Annotated in this window: 19 protein-coding genes; 10 read left to right on the top strand and 9 right to left on the bottom strand. The window is 61.7% G+C overall.

Annotated elements, in window-relative coordinates:
* Window positions 1–43: 43 nt before the first annotated feature.
* Together KHU30_RS22160 and KHU30_RS22165 are read right to left on the bottom strand one after the other, a co-directional pair.
* Window positions 44–967, bottom strand: a complete 924-nt coding sequence (locus KHU30_RS22160) for a DMT family transporter (RefSeq protein ID WP_211444782.1) — start codon at window positions 965–967, stop codon at window positions 44–46.
* 142 nt (window positions 968–1109) lie between these two features.
* A complete protein-coding gene (locus KHU30_RS22165) occupies window positions 1110–2213 on the bottom strand; it encodes an aromatic ring-hydroxylating oxygenase subunit alpha (RefSeq protein WP_211444783.1) in 1104 nt (367 codons plus the stop codon).
* Window positions 2214–2447: 234 nt separating this feature from the next.
* Between KHU30_RS22165 and KHU30_RS22170 the strand changes: the two genes are divergently transcribed.
* The 4 genes from KHU30_RS22170 to folE2 all read left to right on the top strand — a co-directional run bounded on the left by KHU30_RS22170 (window position 2448) and on the right by folE2 (window position 6439).
* Complete coding sequence (locus tag KHU30_RS22170; RefSeq protein WP_211444784.1) at window positions 2448–2711, top strand: exodeoxyribonuclease VII small subunit; 264 nt, start codon at window positions 2448–2450, stop codon at window positions 2709–2711.
* The gene (locus KHU30_RS22175) at window positions 2708–3643 is read left to right on the top strand and encodes a polyprenyl synthetase family protein (RefSeq protein WP_211444785.1); all 936 of its coding nucleotides are present in this window, start codon (window positions 2708–2710) and stop codon (window positions 3641–3643) included. The genes KHU30_RS22170 and KHU30_RS22175 overlap by 4 nt, the downstream gene beginning before the upstream one ends.
* A gap of 12 nt (window positions 3644–3655) precedes the next feature.
* Window positions 3656–5527, top strand: coding sequence for a 1-deoxy-D-xylulose-5-phosphate synthase (dxs, locus tag KHU30_RS22180; protein ID WP_211444786.1), 1872 nt, complete (start codon window positions 3656–3658; stop codon window positions 5525–5527).
* A gap of 108 nt (window positions 5528–5635) precedes the next feature.
* Complete coding sequence (gene folE2, locus KHU30_RS22185) at window positions 5636–6439, top strand: GTP cyclohydrolase FolE2 (RefSeq protein WP_211444787.1); 804 nt, start codon at window positions 5636–5638, stop codon at window positions 6437–6439.
* 54 nt (window positions 6440–6493) lie between these two features.
* Here the strand turns inward: folE2 and KHU30_RS22190 are convergent, their stop codons facing one another.
* Window positions 6494–7051, bottom strand: a complete 558-nt coding sequence (locus tag KHU30_RS22190; RefSeq protein WP_211444788.1) for a cob(I)yrinic acid a,c-diamide adenosyltransferase — start codon at window positions 7049–7051, stop codon at window positions 6494–6496.
* A 118-nt stretch (window positions 7052–7169) separates the two neighbouring features.
* Here KHU30_RS22190 and KHU30_RS22195 point away from each other — a divergent pair, with 118 nt between their 5' ends.
* From KHU30_RS22195 to glcF, 5 genes are all read left to right on the top strand, one after another.
* Complete coding sequence (locus KHU30_RS22195) at window positions 7170–8579, top strand: FAD-binding oxidoreductase (RefSeq protein ID WP_211444789.1); 1410 nt, start codon at window positions 7170–7172, stop codon at window positions 8577–8579.
* Between the two features lie 316 nt (window positions 8580–8895).
* Entirely contained in the window at window positions 8896–9783 is an 888-nt protein-coding gene (locus tag KHU30_RS22200; protein ID WP_211444890.1) for a LysR substrate-binding domain-containing protein, read from the top strand.
* A 192-nt stretch (window positions 9784–9975) separates the two neighbouring features.
* Window positions 9976–11499 carry an FAD-linked oxidase C-terminal domain-containing protein gene (locus KHU30_RS22205; protein WP_211444790.1) on the top strand — a complete coding sequence of 508 codons (1524 nt, stop codon included), beginning with the start codon at window positions 9976–9978 and terminating at the stop codon, window positions 11497–11499.
* Window positions 11500–11519: 20 nt separating this feature from the next.
* Entirely contained in the window at window positions 11520–12605 is a 1086-nt protein-coding gene (gene glcE / locus KHU30_RS22210) for a glycolate oxidase subunit GlcE (protein WP_211444791.1), read from the top strand.
* 20 nt (window positions 12606–12625) lie between these two features.
* Window positions 12626–13864, top strand: coding sequence for a glycolate oxidase subunit GlcF (gene glcF, locus KHU30_RS22215; RefSeq protein ID WP_211444792.1), 1239 nt, complete (start codon window positions 12626–12628; stop codon window positions 13862–13864).
* 24 nt (window positions 13865–13888) lie between these two features.
* Here glcF and KHU30_RS22220 read toward each other — a convergent pair whose 3' ends face one another.
* The 6 genes from KHU30_RS22220 to KHU30_RS22245 all read right to left on the bottom strand — a co-directional run bounded on the left by KHU30_RS22220 (window position 13889) and on the right by KHU30_RS22245 (window position 22633).
* Window positions 13889–15070 carry a porin gene (locus tag KHU30_RS22220; protein ID WP_211444793.1) on the bottom strand — a complete coding sequence of 394 codons (1182 nt, stop codon included), beginning with the start codon at window positions 15068–15070 and terminating at the stop codon, window positions 13889–13891.
* A 16-nt stretch (window positions 15071–15086) separates the two neighbouring features.
* The gene (locus tag KHU30_RS22225; protein ID WP_211444794.1) at window positions 15087–17558 is read right to left on the bottom strand and encodes a glycoside hydrolase family 31 protein; all 2472 of its coding nucleotides are present in this window, start codon (window positions 17556–17558) and stop codon (window positions 15087–15089) included.
* A gap of 22 nt (window positions 17559–17580) precedes the next feature.
* On the bottom strand, window positions 17581–18858 hold the full coding sequence (locus KHU30_RS22230; RefSeq protein ID WP_211444795.1) for an MFS transporter: 1278 nt from the start codon (window positions 18856–18858) through the stop codon (window positions 17581–17583).
* A 181-nt stretch (window positions 18859–19039) separates the two neighbouring features.
* Window positions 19040–19927 carry an SMP-30/gluconolactonase/LRE family protein gene (locus KHU30_RS22235; RefSeq protein WP_211444796.1) on the bottom strand — a complete coding sequence of 296 codons (888 nt, stop codon included), beginning with the start codon at window positions 19925–19927 and terminating at the stop codon, window positions 19040–19042.
* A 102-nt stretch (window positions 19928–20029) separates the two neighbouring features.
* On the bottom strand, window positions 20030–21379 hold the full coding sequence (gene gudD / locus KHU30_RS22240) for a glucarate dehydratase (protein WP_211444797.1): 1350 nt from the start codon (window positions 21377–21379) through the stop codon (window positions 20030–20032).
* A 180-nt stretch (window positions 21380–21559) separates the two neighbouring features.
* Window positions 21560–22633 carry a LacI family DNA-binding transcriptional regulator gene (locus tag KHU30_RS22245; protein ID WP_211444798.1) on the bottom strand — a complete coding sequence of 358 codons (1074 nt, stop codon included), beginning with the start codon at window positions 22631–22633 and terminating at the stop codon, window positions 21560–21562.
* 168 nt (window positions 22634–22801) lie between these two features.
* On the opposite strand from KHU30_RS22245, the gene KHU30_RS22250 reads away from it, so the two are divergent.
* Window positions 22802–23593, top strand: coding sequence for a DeoR/GlpR family DNA-binding transcription regulator (locus KHU30_RS22250; protein WP_211444799.1), 792 nt, complete (start codon window positions 22802–22804; stop codon window positions 23591–23593).
* The last annotated feature ends 59 nt before the right edge of the window (window positions 23594–23652 follow it).

The raw sequence follows: 23652 nt of genomic DNA on the forward strand, positions 1-23652 counted from the left end.
ATTCCTTCTGGGTAAGTTGATCAGGACACTACAGGAAACGATTTCAGGCAGTGTCGTCAGCCAGCGATTTTTCTATCTGCAGCGCTGTCAGCGGACGCGCCTTTCTTTGATTATAAAACGTTGCCAGCAAACCGCCGATAAGGATGACCGTTGTCCCCAGCCAGCCGCGCCAGCCGAGCTGGTCTTGCCAGATCAGAATGCCGAGGATGCTGGAAAAGACGATGCCGGTGTATTGCAGGTTGGCGGTAAGCAACGGATTGCCGAGGCGGTAGGCGCGGGTCATCGCGATCTGGCCGATGGTCGCCGTGATGCTGAGCGCAATCAGCAAACCGAATCCCGTCAGATTGTGGCTGTGCATGAAAGGAATGCCGCCGCCCGGCAAGCCCAGGCAGCCGGCCAGGCCGGCAAGGGCGCTGATGGCGGAAAAATAAAACACCACCCGGTATTCCGGCTCGCCCAGCTGGCCCAGGCGTCGCACCTGCAGGTAGGCGATGGCGGAAATCAGCCCGGAGCCGAGGGCGATCAGCGCCGCCGTGGTCTGTTCAGGCGCGAACGACGGCCGCAACAGCAGCATGACGCCGGCGAAGCTGAGCAGGATGGTGGCTGCCATGCCCCATTCAAAGCGCGCATTGCTGCGCCACCATGCCACGCCGAACAGGATGGCCGCCAGCCATATCGATGAGGTGTAGTTGAGGGTAGTGGCGGTGGCTACCGGCAGCAGGCTGAACGAATAGAACCACATGGCCAGGGAAATTACGCCGATCACGCCGCGCCGCATGTGCTCGCGCGGCAACGGGGTTTTCAGCGTGCCGCCCTTGAGGACGACCAGGGCGACGATGAACAGCATGCCGATCACACCGCGGCTGAACAGGATTTCAGAAGTTGAGTAGTGTTCTGAAGCAAGCTTGACGCAGACCCCCATGAGGGAAAACATGAGGCTGGCAAAGAGCATCCAGAGTGATTGCATGGGAAAAATCCAGCAAGGAGCGACGTTGCAGTCATTTTGACTGATTCCGGCGCCGTTACGCGTGTCCGCAAAAAATAAAGGGCCGGAGCTGATCCGCTGCCAGCAGCGAACCGGCTCCGGCCCGGATAGGATTTGGCGGGACCTAGGCCAGACCGGCCTGGCTGCGGTACCACTCATGGAAATGCTGCATGCCATCCTCCATCGGCGACTGGTAAGGTCCGACTTCGCTGACGCCGCGCTCCATCAGGATGCGCCGGCCGGCATCCATGCGCAGGGCGATTTCATCGTCCTCGACGCAGGTTTCCATATAGGCGGCGCGTTCCGCTTCGACCATTTCGCGCTCAAACAGGGCGATTTCTTCCGGATAGTAGAATTCCACCACGTTGGTGGTCTTCTGCGGGCCGCGCGGCCACAGCGTCGACACCACCAGCACATGCGGATACCACTCCACCATGATGTTCGGGTACAGCGTCAGCCAGATCGCGCCGAACTTGGGCGCCTGGCCGTTGTTGAACTTGAGGACCTGTTCCTGCCACTTCTTGTAGGCCGGCGAACCGGATTTCGCCAGGCCGTGGTTGACGCCCACGGTCTGTACGCTGTAATCCTTGCCAAATTGCCATTCCAGGTCGTCGCAGCTGACAAAGCTGCCGAGGCCGGGATGGAAGGGCTCGACGTGGTAATCCTCCAGGTAAACCTCGATGAAGGTTTTCCAGTTGTAGTCGCATTCGTGCACTTCGACGTGATCGAACAGGTAGCCGCTGAAATCGAGATCCTTGGCCACGCCCAGCTGCGCCAGCTTTTCGCCCACGTGGAAAGCATTCTGCTCGAACAGCAGGCCGTTCCAGTTTTGCAAAGGCGTCTTGGACAGGTTCATGCAAGGCGTCTCGCCGAAATGCGGCGCGCCTATCAGTTCGCCCTTGAGATCGTAAGTCCAGCGGTGCAGCGGACAGACGATATTGCGGGCATTGCCGCGGCCGTCGAACATCTTCGCCTGGCGATGGCGGCAGACGTTGGAAATGAGCTCGACGCCCTGCGGATTGCGCACCAGCATGCGGCCCTCGTTTTCAGAAGCCAGCGTGGCGTAATCGCCGACGTTGGGCACCATCAGCTCATGGCCGACGTAGCGCGGGCCATTCTGAAAGAGTTGCTGGATTTCGCGCTTTAACAGCGCTTCGTCAAAGTAGACGTTGACCGGAAGTTGCGCATCGGAGCGCGCGAGCTTGGTAATAGAAGCCAGATCGGACATCCCTCCACCCCCAAATGTGTTGTATCAACCTAAGAGAGAAAGAATCCGCAAAAACCTGTGTTCAAATAATATGAAACGGAAATTTTGGACAGAACCAAGGATTATCCCACAAAAATGCCGGATTTGGCGTCGTTTCAAGCATTTTATCGAGCCAAAGCTTCAAAACTGCTGTCTAAATTCAACGGCTTACAGAGGTTTGCTCTAAAATAGCGGTCTAATCACATTACACCTACTATGCCAAAGAATCCGATTTCCGCCAGCAGCCCGGCCTCGTTTGAACAAGCCATGGCCGAACTGGAGCAACTGGTAGCCCAAATGGAAGCCGGCGAATTGCCGCTGGAAGCATCGGTTGCCGCCTATAAGCGAGGATCCGAGCTGGTCAAATTTTGCGCCGCGCAACTGGAAAAGGTCGATAGCCAGGTCAAGGTGCTGGAAGGCGATATGCTCAAGCCCTTCGCCGGCGAAGCCTTGAACGATCACAGCGGAGCCGGCGAATGACGGCAGCCGCTCAGTTAGCAGCCGCGACGCCAGCTGCAGAACAGTCGTTCGGCGAATGGATGCGCCAGGTGCAGTCCGAGATGGAGGCTGCGCTTGGTAAATTCCTGCCGTCAGAAAATCTTATACCGGCCAGGCTGCATCAGGCCATGCGCTACGCGGTGCTGGACGGCGGCAAGCGGGTGCGGCCCTTGCTGGCATTTGCTGCCGGAGAACTATTTTCCGCGCCGGTGCCGGTTGTGCAGCGGGCGGCGGCGGCAGTCGAAATGATCCACGCCTATTCGCTGGTGCACGACGACATGCCCTGCATGGACGACGACGCCTTGCGCCGCGGCAAGCCTACCGTGCACGTGCAGTATGATGAAGCCACCGCCTTGCTGGTCGGCGACGCCTTGCAGGCGCAGGCTTTCGTGGTGCTGGCCGAGACCGATGCCGCTGGCTTCGATGCGGCGCGGCAGATTGTCATGCTGCGTTTGCTGGCCCAGGCTTCCGGTTCGCTCGGCATGTGCGGCGGCCAGGCCATCGACCTGGCCAGCGTCGGCCTGAGCCTGTCGCTGGCCGAGCTGGAACAGATGCATAAGCTGAAGACCGGCGCCTTGCTGCGCGCTTCGGTGTTGCTGGGCGCATGGGGCGGCAAAGCCCTGGCGCAGGACGAGATCGATGCGCTGGAAGCGTACGGGACGGCGATCGGGCTGGCGTTCCAGGTGGTCGACGATATCCTCGACGCCACCGCCGATTCCGCCACGCTGGGCAAGACAGCGGGAAAGGACGCCGCCGACAACAAGCCGACCTACGTCTCGATTCTGGGTTTGCCGGAATCGCAGGCGCTGGCAGAAAAATTACGCAACGATGCCCACCGGGCGCTTGCGATGTTTGGGAATAAGGCACGTCGCCTGCGCGAGCTGGCGGATTTGATCGTGCAACGGAAAGCTTAGGGTTCAGGGCATATGGAAATACTCAACACAATCGACAGCCCGGCAGACCTGCGCAAGTTGTCGCGGGCGCAACTCAAACCGCTGGCTGACGAGCTGCGCGAATTTGTCATCGAATCGGTGTCGCAGACAGGCGGCCATCTGTCGTCCAACCTGGGCACGGTGGAATTGACGATTGCCTTGCATTATGTCTTCAATACGCCAGAGGACCGCGTGGTGTGGGACGTCGGCCATCAAACCTATCCGCACAAGATCCTCACCGGCCGGCGCGAGCGCATGAACACGCTGCGCCAGCTGAACGGCATCTCGGGTTTCCCGCGCCGCTGCGAAAGCGAGTACGACACCTTCGGCACCGCGCATTCCTCGACGTCGATTTCCGCCGCGCTGGGCATGGCGCTGGCCGCCAAGACCAAGGGCGAGACCGAGCGCCACGCGATTGCCGTGATCGGCGACGGCGCCATGACCGCCGGCATGGTGTTCGAGGCCATGAACAACGCCGGCGTGTACGACGACATCAACATGCTGGTGATCCTCAACGACAACGACATGTCGATCTCGCCGCCGGTAGGCGCCTTGAATCGCTACCTGGCGCGCCTGATGTCGGGCCAGTTCTATGCCCAGGCCAAGAATGTCGGCAAGTCGATCCTGCCGGCGCCGATGCGGCAGCTGGCCAAGCGCTTTGAAGAACATGCCAAGGGCATGGTGGTGCCGGCCACCATGTTCGAGGAATTCGGTTTCAACTATATAGGCCCGATCGACGGCCATGACCTGGAATCGCTGATCCCGACCTTGCAGAACCTGAAGAACCTGAAGGGTCCGCAGTTCCTGCACGTAGTGACCAAGAAGGGCCAGGGTTACAAGCTGGCGGAAGCCGATCCGGTGCTGTACCACGGCCCGGGCAAGTTCAATCCGGCCGAAGGCATCAAGCCGGCTGCGGTCAGCAAGATGACCTACACCCAGGTGTTCGGCGACTGGCTGTGCGACACCGCGGCGCAAGACGACAAGCTGATCGGCATCACGCCGGCGATGTCAGGCGGCTCTGGCCTGGATACCTTCGCCAAGCGCTTTCCGCAGCGCTTCTATGACGTCGGCATCGCCGAGCAGCATGCCGTCACTTTCGCCGCCGGCATGGCGTGCGAAGGCTTGAAGCCGGTGGTGGCGATCTATTCGACTTTCCTGCAGCGCGCCTACGACCAGCTGATCCATGACGTCGCCCTGCAAAACCTCGACGTCACTTTCGCGCTGGACCGCTCCGGCCTGGTCGGCGCCGATGGCGCCACGCACGCCGGCAACTACGATATGGCCTACCTGCGCTGCATTCCGAACATGGTGGTGATGGCGGCCTCCGACGAAAACGAATGCCGCCAGATGCTGACCACCGCTTATCAATACAACGGTCCGGCCGCGGTGCGCTATCCGCGTGGCGCCGGCACCGGTGCTGCTATCGATCCGGCGCTGACGGTTCTGCCGCTGGGTAAAGGCGAGATCAAGCGCAAAGGCCATAATGTCGCGATCCTGGCCTTCGGCTCATTGCTGGCGCCTAGCGTCGCCGCCGGCGAATTGCTGGACGCCACGGTGGTCAACATGCGCTTCATCAAGCCGCTGGACGTGGAGCTGGTGCTGGAATTGGCCAATACCCACGACGCGCTGGTCACGGTGGAAGAGGGCTGCATCATGGGCGGCGCCGGCGCCGCGGTGGCGGAGGCGCTGGCTGCTGCAGGATGCGTCAAGCCGCTCCTGAATCTGGGCTTGCCGGACCGATTTATCGATCATGGCGACGCCACCCAGCTGCTGGCGCAGTGCGGCCTGAATGCCGAAGGCATCGCCGCTTCGATACGCCAGCGCTTTGGCAAGGATCAGCCGCGCCTGGTCGTCAATCAAAACTAACAGAGCAGGGCGGGCATGCCATGCCCGCGCAAGGGCCGCGCAGTCCGCATCCGCGCGGGCACGCTGTGCCCGCTCTACGTTCATTCGTTCATTCAAAGGTAAGCAGCTATGAATACCCGTGACAACAACCTGACTATTCCAGACGTGCAAAGCAGCGTCGACACTCGCCGCCTGGCGATCCAGCGCGTCGGCGTCAAAGGCGTGCGTTATCCGCTGACCGTGCGTACCGCGGCGACGGCGCAAGCCACGGTCGGCAGCTGGAATATGTATGTGCACCTGCCGGAACAGCAGAAGGGCACCCACATGTCGCGTTTCATCGCCTTGCTGGAAGGCCTGGATGGGCCGCTGGATGTGGCTTCCTTCGGCGCGCTGATGCGCAAGATGGTGACCCTGCTGGACGCCGAGCGCGGCCGCATCGAACTGAGCTTCCCCTATTTCATCAACAAGACCGCGCCGGTTTCCGGCGTCCAGAGCCTGATGGATTATGAGGTCGGCCTGACCGGCGAGATCAATCGCGGCGAACTGGAAATCACCCTGAAAGTCATGGTGCCGGTGACCAGCCTGTGCCCATGCTCGAAGCAGATTTCAGCCTACGGCGCGCATAACCAGCGCTCGCACATCACCGTCAATGCGGTGCTGGACGGCGAGCTCCAGGTGGATGAGTTGATCGCCCGCATCGAAGCCCAGGCTTCCTGCGAACTGTTCGGCCTGCTCAAGCGTCCGGATGAAAAATACGTGACCGAGCGCGCCTACGAGAATCCGAAATTTGTCGAAGACCTGGTGCGCGACGTGGCGGTAGCCCTGAACCAGGAGCCGCGCGTGCTGGCCTATGTGCTGGAAGCGGAGAACTTCGAATCCATCCACAACCACTCGGCGTATGCCTTGATCGAGCACGACAAGCGCAGCAAGTAAGATTGCAGCTTTACCGAAAAAAGGGCGTGGCGCCGAAAGCGCCGCGCCCCTTTTTCATGTGTCGCGCACTCGGTCCTTCTGCCACAGCACGTCGCTGCCGCCATCCATGCGGTTGAGCACCCGCGACAGTACGAACAGCAGGTCCGACAGGCGGTTCACATACTGCCGCACCGGCTCGCTGACCGCCTCGCTCTTGCCCAGGCTGACGATACTGCGTTCGGCGCGCCGGCACACCGTGCGGCAAACGTGCGCCAGTGCCGCGGCGTGGCTGCCGCCGGGCAGGATGAAATCCTTCAAGGGCGGCAGGCCGGCATTGTATTTTTCCAGCAGTTCGTCAAGCCGCGCTACCTGGGCATCGCTGACCAGCGTGTAACCGGGAATGCACAGTTCGCCGCCTAGGTCGAACAGGTCGTGCTGTATCGACAGCAAGACCTCGCGCAGCGCCGGATCCAATGGATCGCATAGCAACAAGCCGAGCTGCGAGTTCAGTTCGTCGACGTCGCCGATGGCTTGTATGCGCAGGCTGTCTTTGTCGACCCGGCTGCCGTCGCCGAGGCCGGTGCTGCCTTTGTCGCCGGTGCGCGTGGCGATCTTGGAAAGTCGGTTGCCCATGGGATTGAATATGCTCAAGGTGGAATGGCGATGCTGCTACTGTACACCAGCGCATAGCGCTACGTATCGGCACGACTGCCTGCCGCAGAGTAAAATCCAGGGAAAAGGAGAGCTTCCCATGAATCACATCACCGATCTCGCGGCATTGAAGAAAGCGCTGCCGGAAATCCTGCTGGCGTCTCTCAAAACCTTGTTTGGCGAGCGTTTCTCGACTACCCAGGCGATGCGCGAACAGCATGGCCGCGATGAATCCTCTTACGATCCGATGCCGCCTGACGCCGTTGTCTTCGCTGAAAGCACCGAAGAAGTCGCGGCGCTGGTCAAGCTGTGCAATGAACACCAGATACCGCTGATCCCTTTCGGCAGCGGCACCTCGCTGGAGGGCCATGTGCTGGCGCTGCAAGGCGGGATTTCGGTCGATCTGTCGCGCATGAACCGCTTGCTGGCGATCCATGCCGAAGATCTGACGGCGACGGTGCAGGCCGGCGTCACCCGCAAGCAGCTGAATCATGAGATCAAGGATAGCGGCCTGTTTTTCCCGATCGACCCCGGCGCCGATGCGTCGATCGGCGGCATGGCGGCCACCCGCGCCTCCGGCACCAATGCGGTGCGCTACGGCAGCATGCGCGAGAATACGCTGGCCCTGACCGTGGTGACGGCCGACGGCCGCATCATCAAGACCGGCACCCGCGCCAGGAAATCGGCGGCCGGCTACGATCTCACCAGGATTTTTGTCGGCAGCGAAGGCACGCTTGGCGTGATCACCGAAATCACGGTCAAGCTCTATCCGCAGCCGGAAGCGATTTCCGCCGCGGTATGTTCGTTTGAAAATATCGCCGACGCCGTCAATGCCGTGATCCAGACCATACAACTGGGCGTGCCGGTCGCGCGGGTCGAGCTGCTGGATGAAAACGGCGTGCGCGCCATCAACGCGCACGCGAAACTGGCGTTGCCGGAGCAGCCGCTGCTGCTGTTTGAATTCCATGGCAGCGAGAACGGCGTCAAGGAACAGGCCGAAGTAGTGCAGGCGCTGGTGGCCGACCATCATGCCACCGGCTTCGAATGGGCGACGCGGCCGGAAGACCGTTCACGTCTGTGGGCCGCGCGCCACAACGCCTATTTTGCCTTGCTGCAGCTGCGTCCAGGCAGCCGGGCGATTTCCACCGATTGCTGCGTGCCGATCTCTCGCCTGGCGGAATGCATACTCGACACCAAGGCCGACTGCGAAGCCAATGGCCTGGTGTATTCGATCATCGGCCATGTCGGCGACGGCAATTTTCATACGCAGATGCTGGTCGACCCTGGCAATGCCGCCGACATCGCACGCGCCGAAGGCGTCAATGCGCGCATGGTCAGCCGCGCCATCGCCATGGACGGCACCTGCACCGGCGAGCATGGCGTCGGCCTGCACAAGATGAATTTCCTGATCGAAGAACATGGCGTCGAAGCGATTGCCACCATGCGCGCGTTGAAGCATGCTTTTGATCCTCGCAACATCATGAATCCCGGCAAGATCATCCGGTGGTGAATTGCGCAACCATTCATGGACAGAGTCATCTGGGGTCGGAGTCGACTTTCGCGGCGCTTTATCGCGAAAGTCGACTCTGACCCCACATGACGGATGCGGAGAAAGACAGAACGTGCTACGTGATTTTTTCAGCGGCGCAGCATGTACTCCGTAGTCCGCTAAGTGGGGTCAGAGTGAATTTTCTGCAAAAGGCGCGCAGAAAGTTCACTCCGACCCCAGTTAGCTAAGCATGTTGAACGCGACGAAAAAATCGGTTTCCGGTTTTATCGTGTTTAATAAAATTCTTAATAAGTCAGCCATGTCGAATAAAGCCCCCCTGGTCAATCGCCTGCCGCCGGTGCATGCCTTGTCCGCATTTGAAGCCGCGGCGCGCCACCATTCCTTCGCCATGGCGGCGGAAGAGCTGTGCATCACGCCGTCGGCGCTGTCGCACCGCATCCGCCTGCTGGAAGATTTTGTCGGCGAGCGCCTGTTCTCGCGCGAAGGCCGTACCGTGGCCCTGTCGGAGTTCGGCCACCGCTACCTGGAAGTGGTGCGCAGCGCCTTGCGCACCTTGACCGAATTCCCGCTGCCGCAGCGCCACGCCCAGGTGCAGCCGCGCGTCAAGATCACCGCGCCGCCGACGTTTGCGCGGCAATTGCTGATCCCGCATCTGCAGGATTTTGTCAGCCGGCATCCCGAGATCGTGGTGGAAATATTCCTGTCGGTGCCGCTGTACGACCTGAGCCTGACCGAGAGCGACCTGGAAGTCCGTTTCGGCGCCGGCAAGTATCCCAACACTACTACCGAGAAGCTGTTCGAGGAGCCTACCTTTGCCGTCGCCAGCCCGGAATACCTGAAGAAAATCGGCCCGCTCAACAAGCCGGCCGACCTGCGCAAGGCGAGCCTGCTGCGTTCGGCGCTGGAGCCGTGGCAACCCTGGTTCCAGGCGGCCGGCCTTGACTGGCCTGAACCTTCCTCGGGTTTGCGCGCCGACGACCTGGGCTTGCTGCTGGAACTGGTGCGGCACGGCCATGGCGTCGGCTTGACCCGCAAGCATTTTGCGCGCGAGCTGATCGAGCAAGGCAAGCTGGTGCAGCTGTTCGATATCAGCCTGACCTCGCCGCCGCATGCCTACTATCTGGTGTACCAGCAAAAGCCGCAGGAGCGGCCGGAAGTGATCACCTTCATCGATTGGATGAAAGCCACCTTCAGCAGCATCTGAGGAAGTCGGCCGGCCTGTGCGGCCTACGCGGCCCGGCCCGACCTGCGCGGCCCGACCCGACCTGAAAACATTTCATCGCCGGCGTGCAAGCTTTTCAGCAGGAATTGGCAGGAAAGCATTTTGCCGGCCCGGCAATGGCCTTATACTCGGTGAAACACTTGTTAATCTCCGAACCACAGCCGGAAAGCCAGCATGACGTTTTCAGACCCAGTGCCAGCCACGGCGCCAGTCACAGGCGCCGCTGAATCGACCTTTAACCCAGCCCGCCAGCAGCAAGTGGTGGCAGCGCTGCGCGCATTGTTGCCGGCGCATGCCTTGCTGTTCAGCGACGAAGATACCCGCCCCTACGAATGCGATGGCCTGGCGGCTTACCGCCAGAGTCCGATGGTGGTGGCCTTGCCGGAAAGCGAGGCGCAGGTGGTGGCCATACTCAAGACCTGCCGCGACTTGAAAGTCCCCATCGTGCCGCGCGGCGCCGGTACCGGCCTGTCCGGCGGCGCCTTGCCGATCGCTGACGGCGTGGTGCTGTCCACCGCCAAATTCACCCGCATCGTCAAGCTCGATCCCTATGCGCGGACGGCGGTGGTGCAGCCCGGGGTGCGCAACCTGGCGATTTCCGAGGCGGCGGCGCCGCACAACTTGTATTACGCACCGGATCCGTCTTCGCAGATCGCCTGCACCATAGGCGGCAACGTTGCCGAAAATTCCGGCGGCGTCCATTGCCTCAAATACGGCCTGACGGTGCATAACGTATTGCGGGTGCGGATGGTGACCATCGACGGCGAGATCGTCGAACTCGGCGGCGGTGCGCTGGATGCGCCTGGCCTTGATCTGCTGGCGGTCTTCATCGGCTCGGAAGGCATGCTTGGCGTGGTGACCGAGGTCACGGTCAAGCTGATCCCGAAGCCGCAGGCCGCGCGCGTCATCATGGCCTCCTTCGACGATGTGGTTACCAGCGGCAATGCGGTCGCCAACGTGATCGCCGCCGGCATCATCCCGGCCGGGCTGGAAATGATGGACCGCACCAGCTCGCGCATGGTGGAGCCCTTCGTCAAGGCAGGCTACGACACCGATGCCGCCGCCATCCTGCTGTGCGAATCGGACGGCACCACCGAGGAAGTGGAAGAAGAAATCGAGCGCATGAGCGCGGTGCTGAGCGCCAGCGGCGCCACCCGCATCGAAGTCTCGACTTCGGAAGCAGAGCGCCTGCGCTTCTGGTCGGGCCGCAAGAATGCCTTCCCGGCCGCCGGCCGCATTTCGCCAGACTACTACTGCATGGACGGCACCATCCCGCGCAAGAACCTGGCGCAGGTGCTGCTCGGCATAGCGCAGATGGAAAGCAAGTACGGCTTGCGTTGCGCCAATGTGTTTCATGCCGGCGACGGTAATCTGCATCCGCTGATCCTGTTCGACGCCAATGTTCCCGGTGAATTCCATCGCGCCGAAGAGTTCGGCGCTGAAATCCTGGAACTGTGCGTGGCGGTCGGCGGCACCATCACCGGCGAGCATGGCGTCGGCATCGAAAAGATCAATTCGATGTGCGTGCAGTTTTCGCCGCTGGAGCGCGAGGCCTTCTTCAGCGTCAAGCGCGCCTTCGACACCGCATTCCTGCTGAATCCGGACAAGGCGATTCCGACTTTGCAGCGCTGCGCCGAGTACGGAAAGATGCACATACAGCGCGGCGTCATGAAGTTTCCCGATCTACCCCGGTTTTGAGACCTGACACGACGCTAAACATGGACCCACAAGATTTCAAAGAGCAGGCAAGGGCGCAGATCCTCGGCGCGGCGGCAGAGCATCGCGCGCTGGAGATTCGCGGCAGCGGCAGCAAGCGCTGGTACGGCCAGGAAGTGCAGGGCGAACTGCTGGATACGCGCGGCTACAGCGGCGTGATCGACTACGAGCCGACCGAGCTGGTGATCACCGCCCGCTGCGGCACGCCGCTGGCGGAAATTGAAGCACTGCTGGCGCGGCACCAGCAAATGCTGGCTTTCGAACCTCCCCATTTCGGCAGCGGCGCTACCTTGGGCGGGATGGTCGCCGGCGGCCTGTCGGGACCGTCGCGGCAGGCCGTCGGCGCCTTGCGCGATTTTGTCCTGGGCACCGTGCTGATGGATGGCAAGGGCGAGGTGCTGCACTTCGGCGGCCAGGTCATGAAGAATGTGGCGGGATACGATGTGTCGCGTTTGCTGGCGGGCTCGCTTGGCACGCTGGGCTTGATATTGGAGGCGTCGGTCAAGGTGCTGCCGCGCCCGGTTGCCGTCGGCAGCCGGCGTTTTGCGATGAACCAGGCCGAGGCGATCCGCAGCCTGAACCAATGGGGCGGCCAGCCATTGCCGCTTTCCGGCAGTTGCTGGCACGATGGCATGCTGACGATAAGGCTGGCTGGGGCGGAGGCAGCGGTACGTGCGGCGGAACACAAGCTGGGTGGCGAAGCCGTACCGGATGCCGAACAATTCTGGCAGGCGCTGCGCGAACAAACCCATTCCTTCTTTTCCGGCATTGCTGCCGGCAAGGCGTTGTGGCGCTTGTCGCTGCCCTCGGTTGCGGAGCCGCTGGGGCTGGCAGGAGAGACCCTGGTCGAATGGGGCGGGGCGCAGCGCTGGCTGCTGGCCGATGAAAATGCGGCCATGGATGCCAGCACAATCCGGGTAGCGGCGAGCGCCGCCGGCGGTCACGCCACCTTGTTCCGAGGCGGCGATAAAAGCATTGGCGTGTTCCAGCCGCTGGCGCCTGCCGTCGCGCAAATCCATCGTCATTTGAAGGCCGGTGTTGATCCTGCGGGCATTTTCAATCGCGGCCGTATGTATCCGGATTTCTAGCACCAGAAAAATACGCATCCATGCAAACCAATCTAGCCGATTTCATCAAGAACACGCGCGACGGCAAGGAAGCCGACGCCATCTTACGCGCCTGCGTGCATTGCGGATTCTGCACCGCTACCTGTCCTACTTACCAGCTGCTGGGCGACGAGCTGGACGGGCCGCGCGGACGCATCTACCTGATCAAGCAAGTACTGGAAGGGAAGCCGGCCAGCGTCAAGACGCAATTGCACCTGGACCGCTGCCTTACCTGCCGCAATTGCGAATCGACTTGCCCATCCGGCGTGGAATATGGGCGCTTGCTCGATATCGGCCGCAAGGTAGTGGAGCGCCAGGTCGGCCGCCCATCCGGCGAGAAACTGGCGCGCACAGTGCTGAAAGAATTCCTGCCGCGGCCATGGCTGTTCAAGCCGGCCATGGCCGCCGGACAATTGCTGCGGCCGCTGTTGCCGCGCAAGCTGAAGAACAAGGTTCCCGCCAGGCAGGATGCCGGAACCAGGCCGCAGCGCCAGCATGCGCGCAAGATGCTGTTGCTGGAGGGTTGCGTGCAGCCGGCCATGTCGCCCAACATCAACAGCGCCACCGCGCGGGTGCTGGATGCGCTGGAAGTGCAGCTGCTGGTGGCGCCGAAAGCCGGCTGCTGCGGCGCGATCCGCTACCACCTCAACGACCAGGGCGGCGGCCTGGACGACATGCGGCGCAATATCGATGCCTGGTGGCCGTATGTGATCGGCAGCAATGGCCAGGGCGTGGAAGCCATCGTGATGACGGCTTCTGGCTGTGGCGTGACGGTCAAGGAGTATGGCCACCTGCTGGCAGGCGATCCCCAGTATGCTGTCAAAGCAAAAGCCATCTCGGCCTTGACCAAGGATTTGTGCGAAATCCTGCCCGAGTTTGAAATCGAGCTGCAGCAAAAGCTGAGCGGGAAATTTCCTCAGCGCGTGGCCTATCATCCGCCCTGCACCCTGCAGCATGGCCAGCAGATCCGCGGCAAGGTGGAAGGCTTGCTGCGCGGCGTCGGCGTCGATGTGCAGCTGTGCGCCGACAGCCACCTGTGCTGCGGCTCGGCTGGTACTTACTCGGTCCTGCAGCCGGAGCTGTCGTACCGCCTGCGCGACAACAAGCTGGAGAACCTGCAGGCATGCAGGCCGGACATGATCGTCTCGGCCAATATCGGCTGCCTGACGCATCTGCAGTCCGGCACCGAGACGCCCGTCAGGCATTGGATAGAACTGCTGGACCAGGCGCTGTCATCCTGACCAGCCGCCCGACCCCGCCTTCAGCTAAAACTGATGGCGGATCCCGACCACTGCGACAAATTGCTTGCCGTTGGAAGACGGCGAGCCGTTTTGCGAATCGCCGACCACTGCGACCGCGTTGACCGGCGTCACCCCGTTCGCTCCCAGGGTCTGGCCGCTGGCCTTCTGATAGGCTTCCAGAAAATAAATTGCCGTCCGCTTGGAAAAATCATAAGTCTGCTCGAACGACAGTTGCTGGTAATGCGCTGGATCGCTGATGCCGTTTGCTGCCGATTCGCGTGTATAGCTATAGCCGGCCGCGAGGGTGATCGCGTTGGTCAGCTTGTAGGTGGAAATCAGGCCGGCGGTATTGAAGGTGGCCTGATGGGCGAACAGCGAAGCCGCTCCCGGCGCCATCTGCACATTGGAAAAATTCAAGCCCAGCATCAGACTGTCCGACACGTTATAGCGCGCCGCGGCGGCAATCATCTGTACTGACCTGGCTGAAGCATAGCCGGCATTCACCGGCGACTGGGCGTAGCTGCCCGAGGTGACGTTCGGATCCCACTGCGCAAAGCCTTTGAGATTGTTGTTGTTCAGTTTCAGGTAACCGAGCGCCACGCTCAGGGCGTTGTAGTCATAGCGCAGCGCTGTGCTGAAAGAATTGCCGGCGCTGATGGCGCCGGCGTTTTCGCCGAAGCCGTACAAGGCGCCGGCCTGGAAGCCGGCAATCACCGGTGATGAATATACCAGTGAGTTGTTGATCCGAATGGTGGTGTCGAGGCCGTCGAGATCGCCTGGATGGGCGCCGGTGGCGCCGGTCAGCACTCCCGTCGGTCCGAGTCCGCCGACGTAGCGCCAGTACGGCGTGTACTGGCGGCCGAGGGTGAAGCTGCCGTAGCGGGCATCGCTCAGGCCGACAAAGGCCTGGCGGTTGAAGGCTTTGCTGGCATCGCTCTGGACGCCGTTGTTGATGCTGAAGCCTTGCTCCAGCGTGAAAATCGCCTTGCCGCCGCCGCTCAGGTCTTCGCTGCCGCTGAAGCCCAGCTTGCTGGCATTCAGGTTGCCGCTGTTCATATAGGTGTTTGGATTGCCGCGCTGATTGCTGGAATGCACGATCGCGGCATCGGCTGTGCCGTAGATCGTGACGCTGGTTTGCGCCTGCGTGTAGGCAGCGCCGGTGAGCGATGTCGTTGCAAGAACTAATTTTAGCGTTGTGTTTTTCATGTCTCCCCCTTGGGTTTTATTTATTGAATCGTTTGAGAATGCTGACGATCTTGTGCTTGATGGATAGCTTGGGATCGGATTGCGGCCTGATTTTCAACTGGATCTCACGCCGTTGATTGACGATGGCGTCGCCCAGGATGGCGGCGGCGCTCAGTACTGCCGGGCGTGTTTCATGCTGGGGCAGCAGCAGGGTGACCAGTTCGGATGCCGGCTGGACGCCTGTGCATTCAAGATCGATGTCCAACGTCTCCGCATCGCTTTGCACGCGGATTTTCCACAGGCTGCTTGTGCCGTCCAGGTAGGCATTGCTGGCGCCGTCATCGTCAAAGAATTCTGTTTCGAAAGCACCGTCTTGCTGATGTGGAAAGACCATGAAGCCTTGCTGGTGCGCGGGCCGGTTGAAGTGCTGCTCGGCCACGTTGATGGCGATGGCGCTGCCGGCACGCGCCAGCAGCGGCGGCTGTTCGCCCGCCGCCGGCAATACGATCTCCTGGCCGCCCTGGTGAAGGGCGCCGCTCCAGAAGTCGTACCAGCCGGCGCCGGCGGGAAGGTAGACGCGGCGGCTGCGCTGGCCTGGCTCGACCACCGCGGCCAGCAACAGGCTGGGGCCGACCAGCATGTCGTCGTTTTCGGCAAAGCACTTCGGATCATCAGGAAAAGCCAGGAACGTCGGCCTGATCATCGGTTCGTAGTGCTGGTGATAGCGCCACAGCAGGTCGTAGAAATACGGCGTCAGGCAGGCGCGCAGCTTGAGCAGGTTACGGATCGCGCCGGTGATTTCCGGATACATCCAGGCCTCGTTGACGGTCTTGTCGTCGTTCCAGGAATGGATCGAAAAGCGCGGCATGAAAATGCCGAACTGGACCCAGCGCAACAGCAGCTCCGGACTCGGCGCCGGGCCGCTGAAACCGCCGACGTCATGGCCGGTGTTGGAGATGCCGGACATGGCCAGGCCCAGTCCCATCTTGATGTTGTACTTGAGCGTCTGCCACGAAGTGTAGTTGTCGCCCGACCAGGTCTGCACATAGCGCTGCATGCCGGCGGCGCCCGAGCGCGACACCAGGTAGGGCCGCTTGTCCGGCGCGAATTCGGTCTGCGCTTGCTGCGACGCGGCCATCATCAGCAGCGTTTGCAGGCCCTTGGCTTCGACCGCCTTGAAACGCTCGCCGAAGCCGTTGGCGGTGGCTTGCGGATTCAGGACCTGGAATTCGTTGTTGTCGTTCCAGGTGCTGGTGATGCCGTATTCGAGCAGGGACTTGGTCACCGCCCGTTTCCACCAGGCGATGGTGTCCGGATTGGTGAAATCCAGGTAGGCGCCGACTTCGTCCCAGAATTGCACCATTTCCGGCTTGCCGTCCTGGTTCTTGATGAACAGGTTGAGGTTCTCGGCTTCGCTGAAGCGCGGATGATCCTGCAGCAGGCAAGGCTTGATGTTGGCGCACAGGCGCACGCCATGTTGCAGGTAGTGTTCGGCAAAGGCTTTGGGATCGGGAAATTTCTCGCGGTTCCAGTTGAAGACATAGCGCTTGTTGCCGATAGAGGTATAGCCGGACGACAGGTGGAATGATTCGCACAGCATGTCGTGCTGCTCGCAGCCGGCCAGGAATTCATTCATCTTTTCCTGTGCGTCCGGTTCGTCGGTATATGTCATGGTGGAACCGGAATAGCCTAGTCCCCATTTTGGCGTGAACGCCGGCTTGCCGGTCATCCATGTGTAGCGCCGCACCACCTGCTCCATGCTGTCGCCGGCGATGAAGTAGTAATCCAGGTCGCCATGGTCGGCGACGAAGTAGCGGTAGTGGCCGTGATAATTATCCAGCTCGCAGCCCATGTCGAGCTTGCCTTCGGACAGGGTGTCGTAGAACAGGCCGAAGGCGGCATGCTGGCGCTTGTTCCAGGTGATATAGAAGGGAATGTGCTTGTACAGGGCGTCGGTGCTGCTGGCGTTGTAGCCCATGGCGTCGATGGTCTTGAGCGAAAAGCTGCGGCCATGGCGGTTGGTGTCGCCGCTGCGTTCGCCGAGGCCGAAGTACATCTCGTCCTGGGCGTCGCGTTTCAGGTAGTGATAGACCTTGTCGTCCCAGTAGCCGAAATTGACGGCTTGCGTGCCGCGGTCCCGCGCCATTTCCGTCCATTCGCCGGCGGGACGGGTTTCCCAGCTGCAGGACAAGCCTTTCAGCTGCACCGTCAGCCGGATCTTCTCGGTTTGTATCTGCAAGGCGCCGGGCAGGTTCCCGAGGGTGTAACCGGGCAGGGAAAAGCCTGCCAGCGAGAGGCGCTCGCGTCCCTCCAGCGGGATCTCCCGGGCGCCTGGCGCAATCGCCCAGGTGCGCGGAAAATGGAGCTGCGCGTCCGGCAGCACTATGACGCGGATGATGTCTTGCTCCAGCACGAAGATATGGGCGACATGGCCATCGGTGCTTTTCAGCATCAGCGCCGCGCCGTTCTTTTCTGCCAGATGGAATTGAGGAATATGGTTAACCGACATGCAAATCTCCAAGGTGCTTGGTTCAGGTTCTGGCCGCTGCGGCGCTGTTGTCCTGGTAGCCGCGATACAGCAGGAACAGGATGGTGACGCCCACCACGTCGAACATGCCCAGGGCCGCAAACAACGGGGTATAGCCGACCGATTCGGCTAGCTGTCCGATCAGCAGCGAAAACGAGAGGCCGCCTATCCAGCTGATCATGCCGGTCAGGCCGTTGGCGGTGCCGACCTCTCGGGTGTTGAAGACATCGGCGGTCATGGTGTTGACCAGGCCGGAAATCATCTGGTGAGCGAAGCCGCCGATGCAGAACAGGGCGATCGCTGTATAAGGACTCTCAACGTAGCCGACGAAGCCGACGCTGGTCATCAGCAGCGCGCCGGTGGCGATGCCGGCGATGCGCGAGTGGACCAGCCGGAACTTGAAATGCTTCATCAGGAACGGCGACAGGTAGCCGCCCAGGATGCCGCCCATGTCGGCGGCGAAGAAGGGCATCCAGCCGAAGATGGCGAACTCCTTCAGGTTCATGCCGCGCGCGGACATGAAGTACAGCGGAATCCAGAAATTGAAGGTTTGCCAGGCCGGTTCGGCCAGGAAACGGGTGATCGCAATCCCCCAGAAGCGGCGGGTGCCGACGATGGCTTTGACGGATGGCTTGGCATGCGACTGGCTTTCGGCGATGCTTTCCTGGCCGGACAGAATGTAGGCGCGTTCCGTATCGGACAAGCTCGGGTGGTCCTTAGGGGCGCGGTAGAAGAAAAACCACAGGCCGGCAAAGATGAAACCCATTGCGCCGGTGACAATGAAGGCGGCTTGCCAGCTGTGCTTGTACAGCAGCCAGGCCACCAGCACCGGCGCGATCACCGCGCCCATGGAAGTGCCGGCGTTGAAATAGCCCACCGCCACCGAACGTTCCTGTTTGGGAAACCATTCCGACACCGCCTTGATGCCTGCCGGTATCGCCGCCGCTTCGGTCAGGCCGAGCAGGCTGCGGAAGAACGCCAGCGAGATCCAGCCGGTGGCGAAGCCGTGCAGCATGCCCACCGCCGACCAGGCCGCGGCGAACAAGGCAAAGCCGACTTTCAGGCCGAGAAAGTCGATGATATAGCCGCATACCGGCTGCATGATGGTGTAGGCGACCTGGAAGGCGGCCACCACGTATGAATATTCCTTGGTGCTGAAAGCCAGGTCGTGTTTCAGCGTGTCCGCCAGTACGCCCAGCGAATTGCGCGAGATGTAGTTCAGGATGGTGCCAAAACAGACGAGGGCGATAATCCACCAGCGCAGTCCCTTTATGCGTTTCATATGTGTTGTCTCGGTTAGTTTTTATAAATGACCGCCTTGGTGGCGTCTTGGTGATTCCGGAACGGTTGCTCCATTTGATGTTGAAAATACGGGCTGTGACGGTCCTCGGGAGACGGCCGGCTTGCGCCGGCGGCCATCTGCGCCTAGATTCTGGAGGCGCAAGCCGTAACGATGGCATCCATCAGCCGAACTCCGCGACAGGCGTACCGGCTACCGGCATGCTCACTGCGAACAGTGCGCCGGCCAGCGGCTCGCGCGCCAGTTCATCGGCGCTCATGTTTTCGGTGAGCGAAGTGACGTACAGCGTTTTCAGGTCGGCGCCGCCGAAGGCGCACATGGTGGGACGCGACACCGGCAGCGGCAGGTATCCCAGCAGCTGCCCTTGCGGCGAGAACTTGTTGATGCGCCCGGCAGTGATGCCGCAACCCCAGTAGCAGCCATCGGCGTCGACTGCGCTGCCGTCGGGACGCCCCCATTCCGGCTGCATCTGCACGAACACCTGGCGCGGACCGAGGGTGCCGCCGGCGAGGTCGAAATCATAGCGGTAGATCACCGCGCGGCGCGAATCGGAGTGGTACATGGTGCGGCCGTCAGGACTCCATGCCAGGCCGTTCGAGACCACCAGGCCGTTGCCGTGGGCGCTGACGCTGCCGTCCGGCGCCAGCCGGTACAGCGAGGCGCAGGCTTGCTTGTCGGCGCGGTCGTCCATGGTGCCGGCCCAGAAGGCGCCGTCCGGTCCGGTCTTGCCGTCGTTGAGGCGGTTGTGCGGAATAAGCGGTTCAGGATGCGCGATCAAGGTCCAGCTGGCGTCGGCCGGATCAAACCAGTGGAAGCCATTGCGCAGGGCGGCGACGATCTTGCCGTTCTTCGCCAGACTGACCGAGCCGATGGCGGCAGGAGCCGGCCAGCTGCGCTGTTGTCCCGAAGCGGGATCAAAGCGGTGCAGTGCGGGCTTGAGGATATCCACCCAGTACAAAACCTGCTCGCGCTGCGACCACACCGGCGACTCGCCGACGATGGCGTTCTCGGCACGGATCACGCGGACGGGATAATCAAATTGCTGGATCATGTTGCTACCTCATTGCTGGTGGTGCGATGGATGGGCATACAGATTTGCATGATGCGGCTGTTACGGAATGATTGTCGCCGCCGGCTGCCGCAGTTGCCGCCGCTAACGCAGCAGGCAAGGTTTCTTGTTGTCGAATTTCCAGCCAGGGATCAGGTATTGCATGGCGACGGCATCGTCGCGCGCGCCGAGTCCCATGTTGCGATATAGCTGATGCGCGGCTTCCAGCTGCGCCAGGTCGAGCTCGATGCCGAGGCCCGGCTTTTTCGGCACCTTGACCATGCCGCCGGCGATCTGCAAGGGCTCTTGGGTCAGGCGCTGGCCGTCCTGCCAGATCCAATGGGTATCGATGGCGGTGATGTTGCCGGGCGCGGCTGCCGCCACATGCGTGAACATCGCCAGCGAGATATCGAAGTGATTGTTGGAATGCGAACCCCAGGTCAGGCCCCATTCATGGCACATCTGCGCCACCCGCACAGAACCTTGCATGGTCCAGAAGTGCGGATCGGCCAGCGGAATGTCGACCGATTGCAGCTGGATCGCGTGCCCCAATTCGCGCCAGTCGGTGGCGATCATGTTGGTCGCGGTCTGCAAGCCGGTGGCGCGGCGGAATTCGGCCATGACTTCGCGTCCGGAAAAGCCGTTCTCGGCGCCGCAGGGGTCTTCAGCATAGGCCAGCACCGCATGCTGGTCGCGGCACAGGCGGATGGCATCCTTGAGCAGCCAGCCGCCGTTCGGATCGAGCGTGATGCGTGCTTCCGGAAAGCGTTCCGCCAGCGCCGTCACGGCTTCCATTTCATCTTCGCCGCGCAGCACGCCGCCCTTCAGCTTGAAATCGTTGAAGCCGTAACGCTGATAGGCCGCTTGCGCCAGCGCCACCACTGCTTGCGCGTCGAGCGCCGGCTGATGGCGCAGCCGCAGCCAGTCGTCGCCGGCATCCGGCTCGCTGGCGTAGGGCAGGTCGGTGGCGGTACTGTCGCCGATGTAGAACAGATAGCCCAGCATCTTTACCGCCTCGCGCTGCTGGCCTTCGCCTAGCAGGGCCGCCACCGGCACGCCGAGGAATTTTCCCAGCAGGTCGAGCAGGGCGGCTTCCAGCGCCGTCACGGCATGGATCGCGATGCGCAGGTCGAAAGTCTGCAAGCCGCGGCCGCCGGCGTCGCGTTCGTTGAATGCGCTGCGGGCGCTGTTGAGGATGGCCTGGTAGTGGCCGATCGCTTTGCCCAGCAGCAGCGGGCGCGCATCTTCCAGCGTTTGCCGGATGCGTTCGCCGCCCGGCACTTCGCCGACGCCGGTATTGCCGGCGCTGTCGGTGAGGATCACGATGTTGCGGGTGAAATAGGGGCCGTGCGCGCCGCTCAGGTTGAGCAGCATGCTGTCGCGGCCGGCGACCGGCACTACGCGCATGTCGACGATGAGGGGACTGCCCGGGACCTGCGTGCTCGATGATGTCATGTGTGGCTGCCTGTGGCTGAATGAATGTTGAATCGGCTGATGCCGCCCGCGTCGGCGTCGTGTTCCAGTGTATGTACTGTGCTGCCTTCAATCCGGTGTTTTTTGCAAAATGGGACCGCTACCAATTCAAATGGTAGCGGTCCCATTTTTGACTGTCAATGCTTATTTTTGTAAAAAAACTTAAACGCTGGCGCGCTCTATGATGGTGAAGCCGATGTCGCAGACCGGTTCTGCAACAGTTTTGCCTTCGGAACGGGCGATGATGAAGCGCGCGGCGGTGCTGCCGATGACCGTGCCGTCGATGCGCACGGTGGTTAGCGGCGGCTGCAGGTCGCGTGAAAATGCAAGGTCGCCCAGACCGATCACCGCCAGCTGCTGCGGGATGGAGATGTTGCTGGCTTGCGCCTCGATCATGACGCCCAGCGCCAGCATGTCGGAGCTGCAGAACACGGCGTCGATATCGGGGGCGCGCGCCAGCAGTTGCGCCAGTCCGCTGCGGCCGTTGCCGAGCGTGGTGGGAGCGGCGACTTCACAGGAAGGAATGTTGCCGGCCTGCGCCGGGGCCATGCCGAGCCGCACCGCTTCCTGCGCAAAAGCGTTGACGCGGCGGCGGCTGCGGTCGTCGCTGGCGCCGATGGCGGCAACCCGGCGGCGGCCGGCGGCGTGCAGGTATTGGGCCACTGCGATGCCGATTTTTTCATGGGAAAAGCCGACCAGCATGTCGACCGGCGTCGGCGTCAGGTCCCAGGTTTCGACGACTGGAATGCCGCTCGCCAGCAAACGCCGGCGTGCCTGTGCGGAGCGGTTGATGCCGGTCAGCACGATGCCGTCGGGACGGCGGCCGATGATAGCGTCCAGCAAGGCATCCTCGCGTGAATTTTCATAGCCGCTCTGGCCCAGCATGACCTGGTAGCCGGCCGCGGCCAGGGTGTCGGTCAGCGACTCGACGGTTTCCAGGAACATCGGGCCGGACAGGGTCGGCACCACGGCCGCCACCAGGCGGCTTTTCTGCGACGCCAGTGCGCCGGCCAGCAGGTTCGGCACGTAGCCGGTTTGCTGTACGGCGGCCTGGACTTTTTGCAGCACCTTGGCGGAAACCGCATCCGGCGTGTTCAATGCGCGCGAAGCGGTGATCGGCGCCACGCCGGCCAGCTTGGCGACGTCGCGCAAGGTAAAGCCGCCGGTCTTGCGGCCGCCTTTGCGGCGCGCGGTGACGTCGGCAACGATTGCATCCATCAGGTTTTCTTTTTCCATGGCGAAATTCTAACATCAATGAAAATGATACCGTTACCATTGTGCCGGTTATCATGTAAATCAGGACGCCGGGGCGGATTAGTCCGCTACAATCCAGGCTGGATTTCCCCGCGCAGGGGAATTCCAATCATAATAAAAATCTTTGAAAAACCCCACGGGACAGGTTTCATGCCAGAAATATCCACGCTAAAGCTGAATGGCCGTCAGCAAGAATTGTTGAGCTATGTGCAGCGCGACGGTTTCGTGACGGTGGAGCACTTGGCTACGCGTTTCCAGATTACCCAGCAAACCATCCGCCGCGACATCAACCTGCTGGCGGAGATGAACCTGCTGCAGCGCTATCACGGCGGCGTCGGCCTGCCGTCCAGCGCCGAGAACATCGCTTACGGTGCGCGCCAGGGTTTGTATTCGGAAGAGAAGCGCCGCATCGCCGCGCTGGTGGTCGAGCATATTCCCGACCAGGCTACGCTGTTCATCAATCTCGGCACCACCAATGAAGAAGTGGCGAAGGCGCTCAGCCGGCGCCGCAACCTGCGCGTCATCACCAACAACCTGAACGTGGCGGCGATCATGAGCGGCTATCCGGGTTGCGAGGTGATCATCACCGGCGGCGTGGTGCGCGCGCGCGACCTTGGCATCACCGGCGAAGAAACCATCGATTTCATCCGCCGCTTCAAGGTCGATTTCGGCATCATCGGCATTTCCAGCATCGAAGCCGACGGCACCCTGCGCGATTTCGACTATCGCGAAGTGCGGGTATCGGAAGCCATCATCGAACATTCGCGCACCGTTTTCCTGGTCGCCGACCATTCCAAGTTCCGCCGGCCGGCGCTGGTGCGGCTGGGAGATATATCGAAGGTCAACGCCCTGTTTACCGACCAGCCGGTGCCGGAGGAAATGGGCAGCATCTTTGCCGATGCGAAAATCGATGTATTCGTGGCAGGCAGCAACGCCTCCTAGCTGACCTGGTCAAACGCCCTGGCGGCAAGCCTGCTCATCGCCCATGCCGTTGCGTGGCG

Source organism: Collimonas humicola (assembly GCF_018304945.1).
Lineage (GTDB): Bacteria > Pseudomonadota > Gammaproteobacteria > Burkholderiales > Burkholderiaceae_D > Collimonas > Collimonas humicola.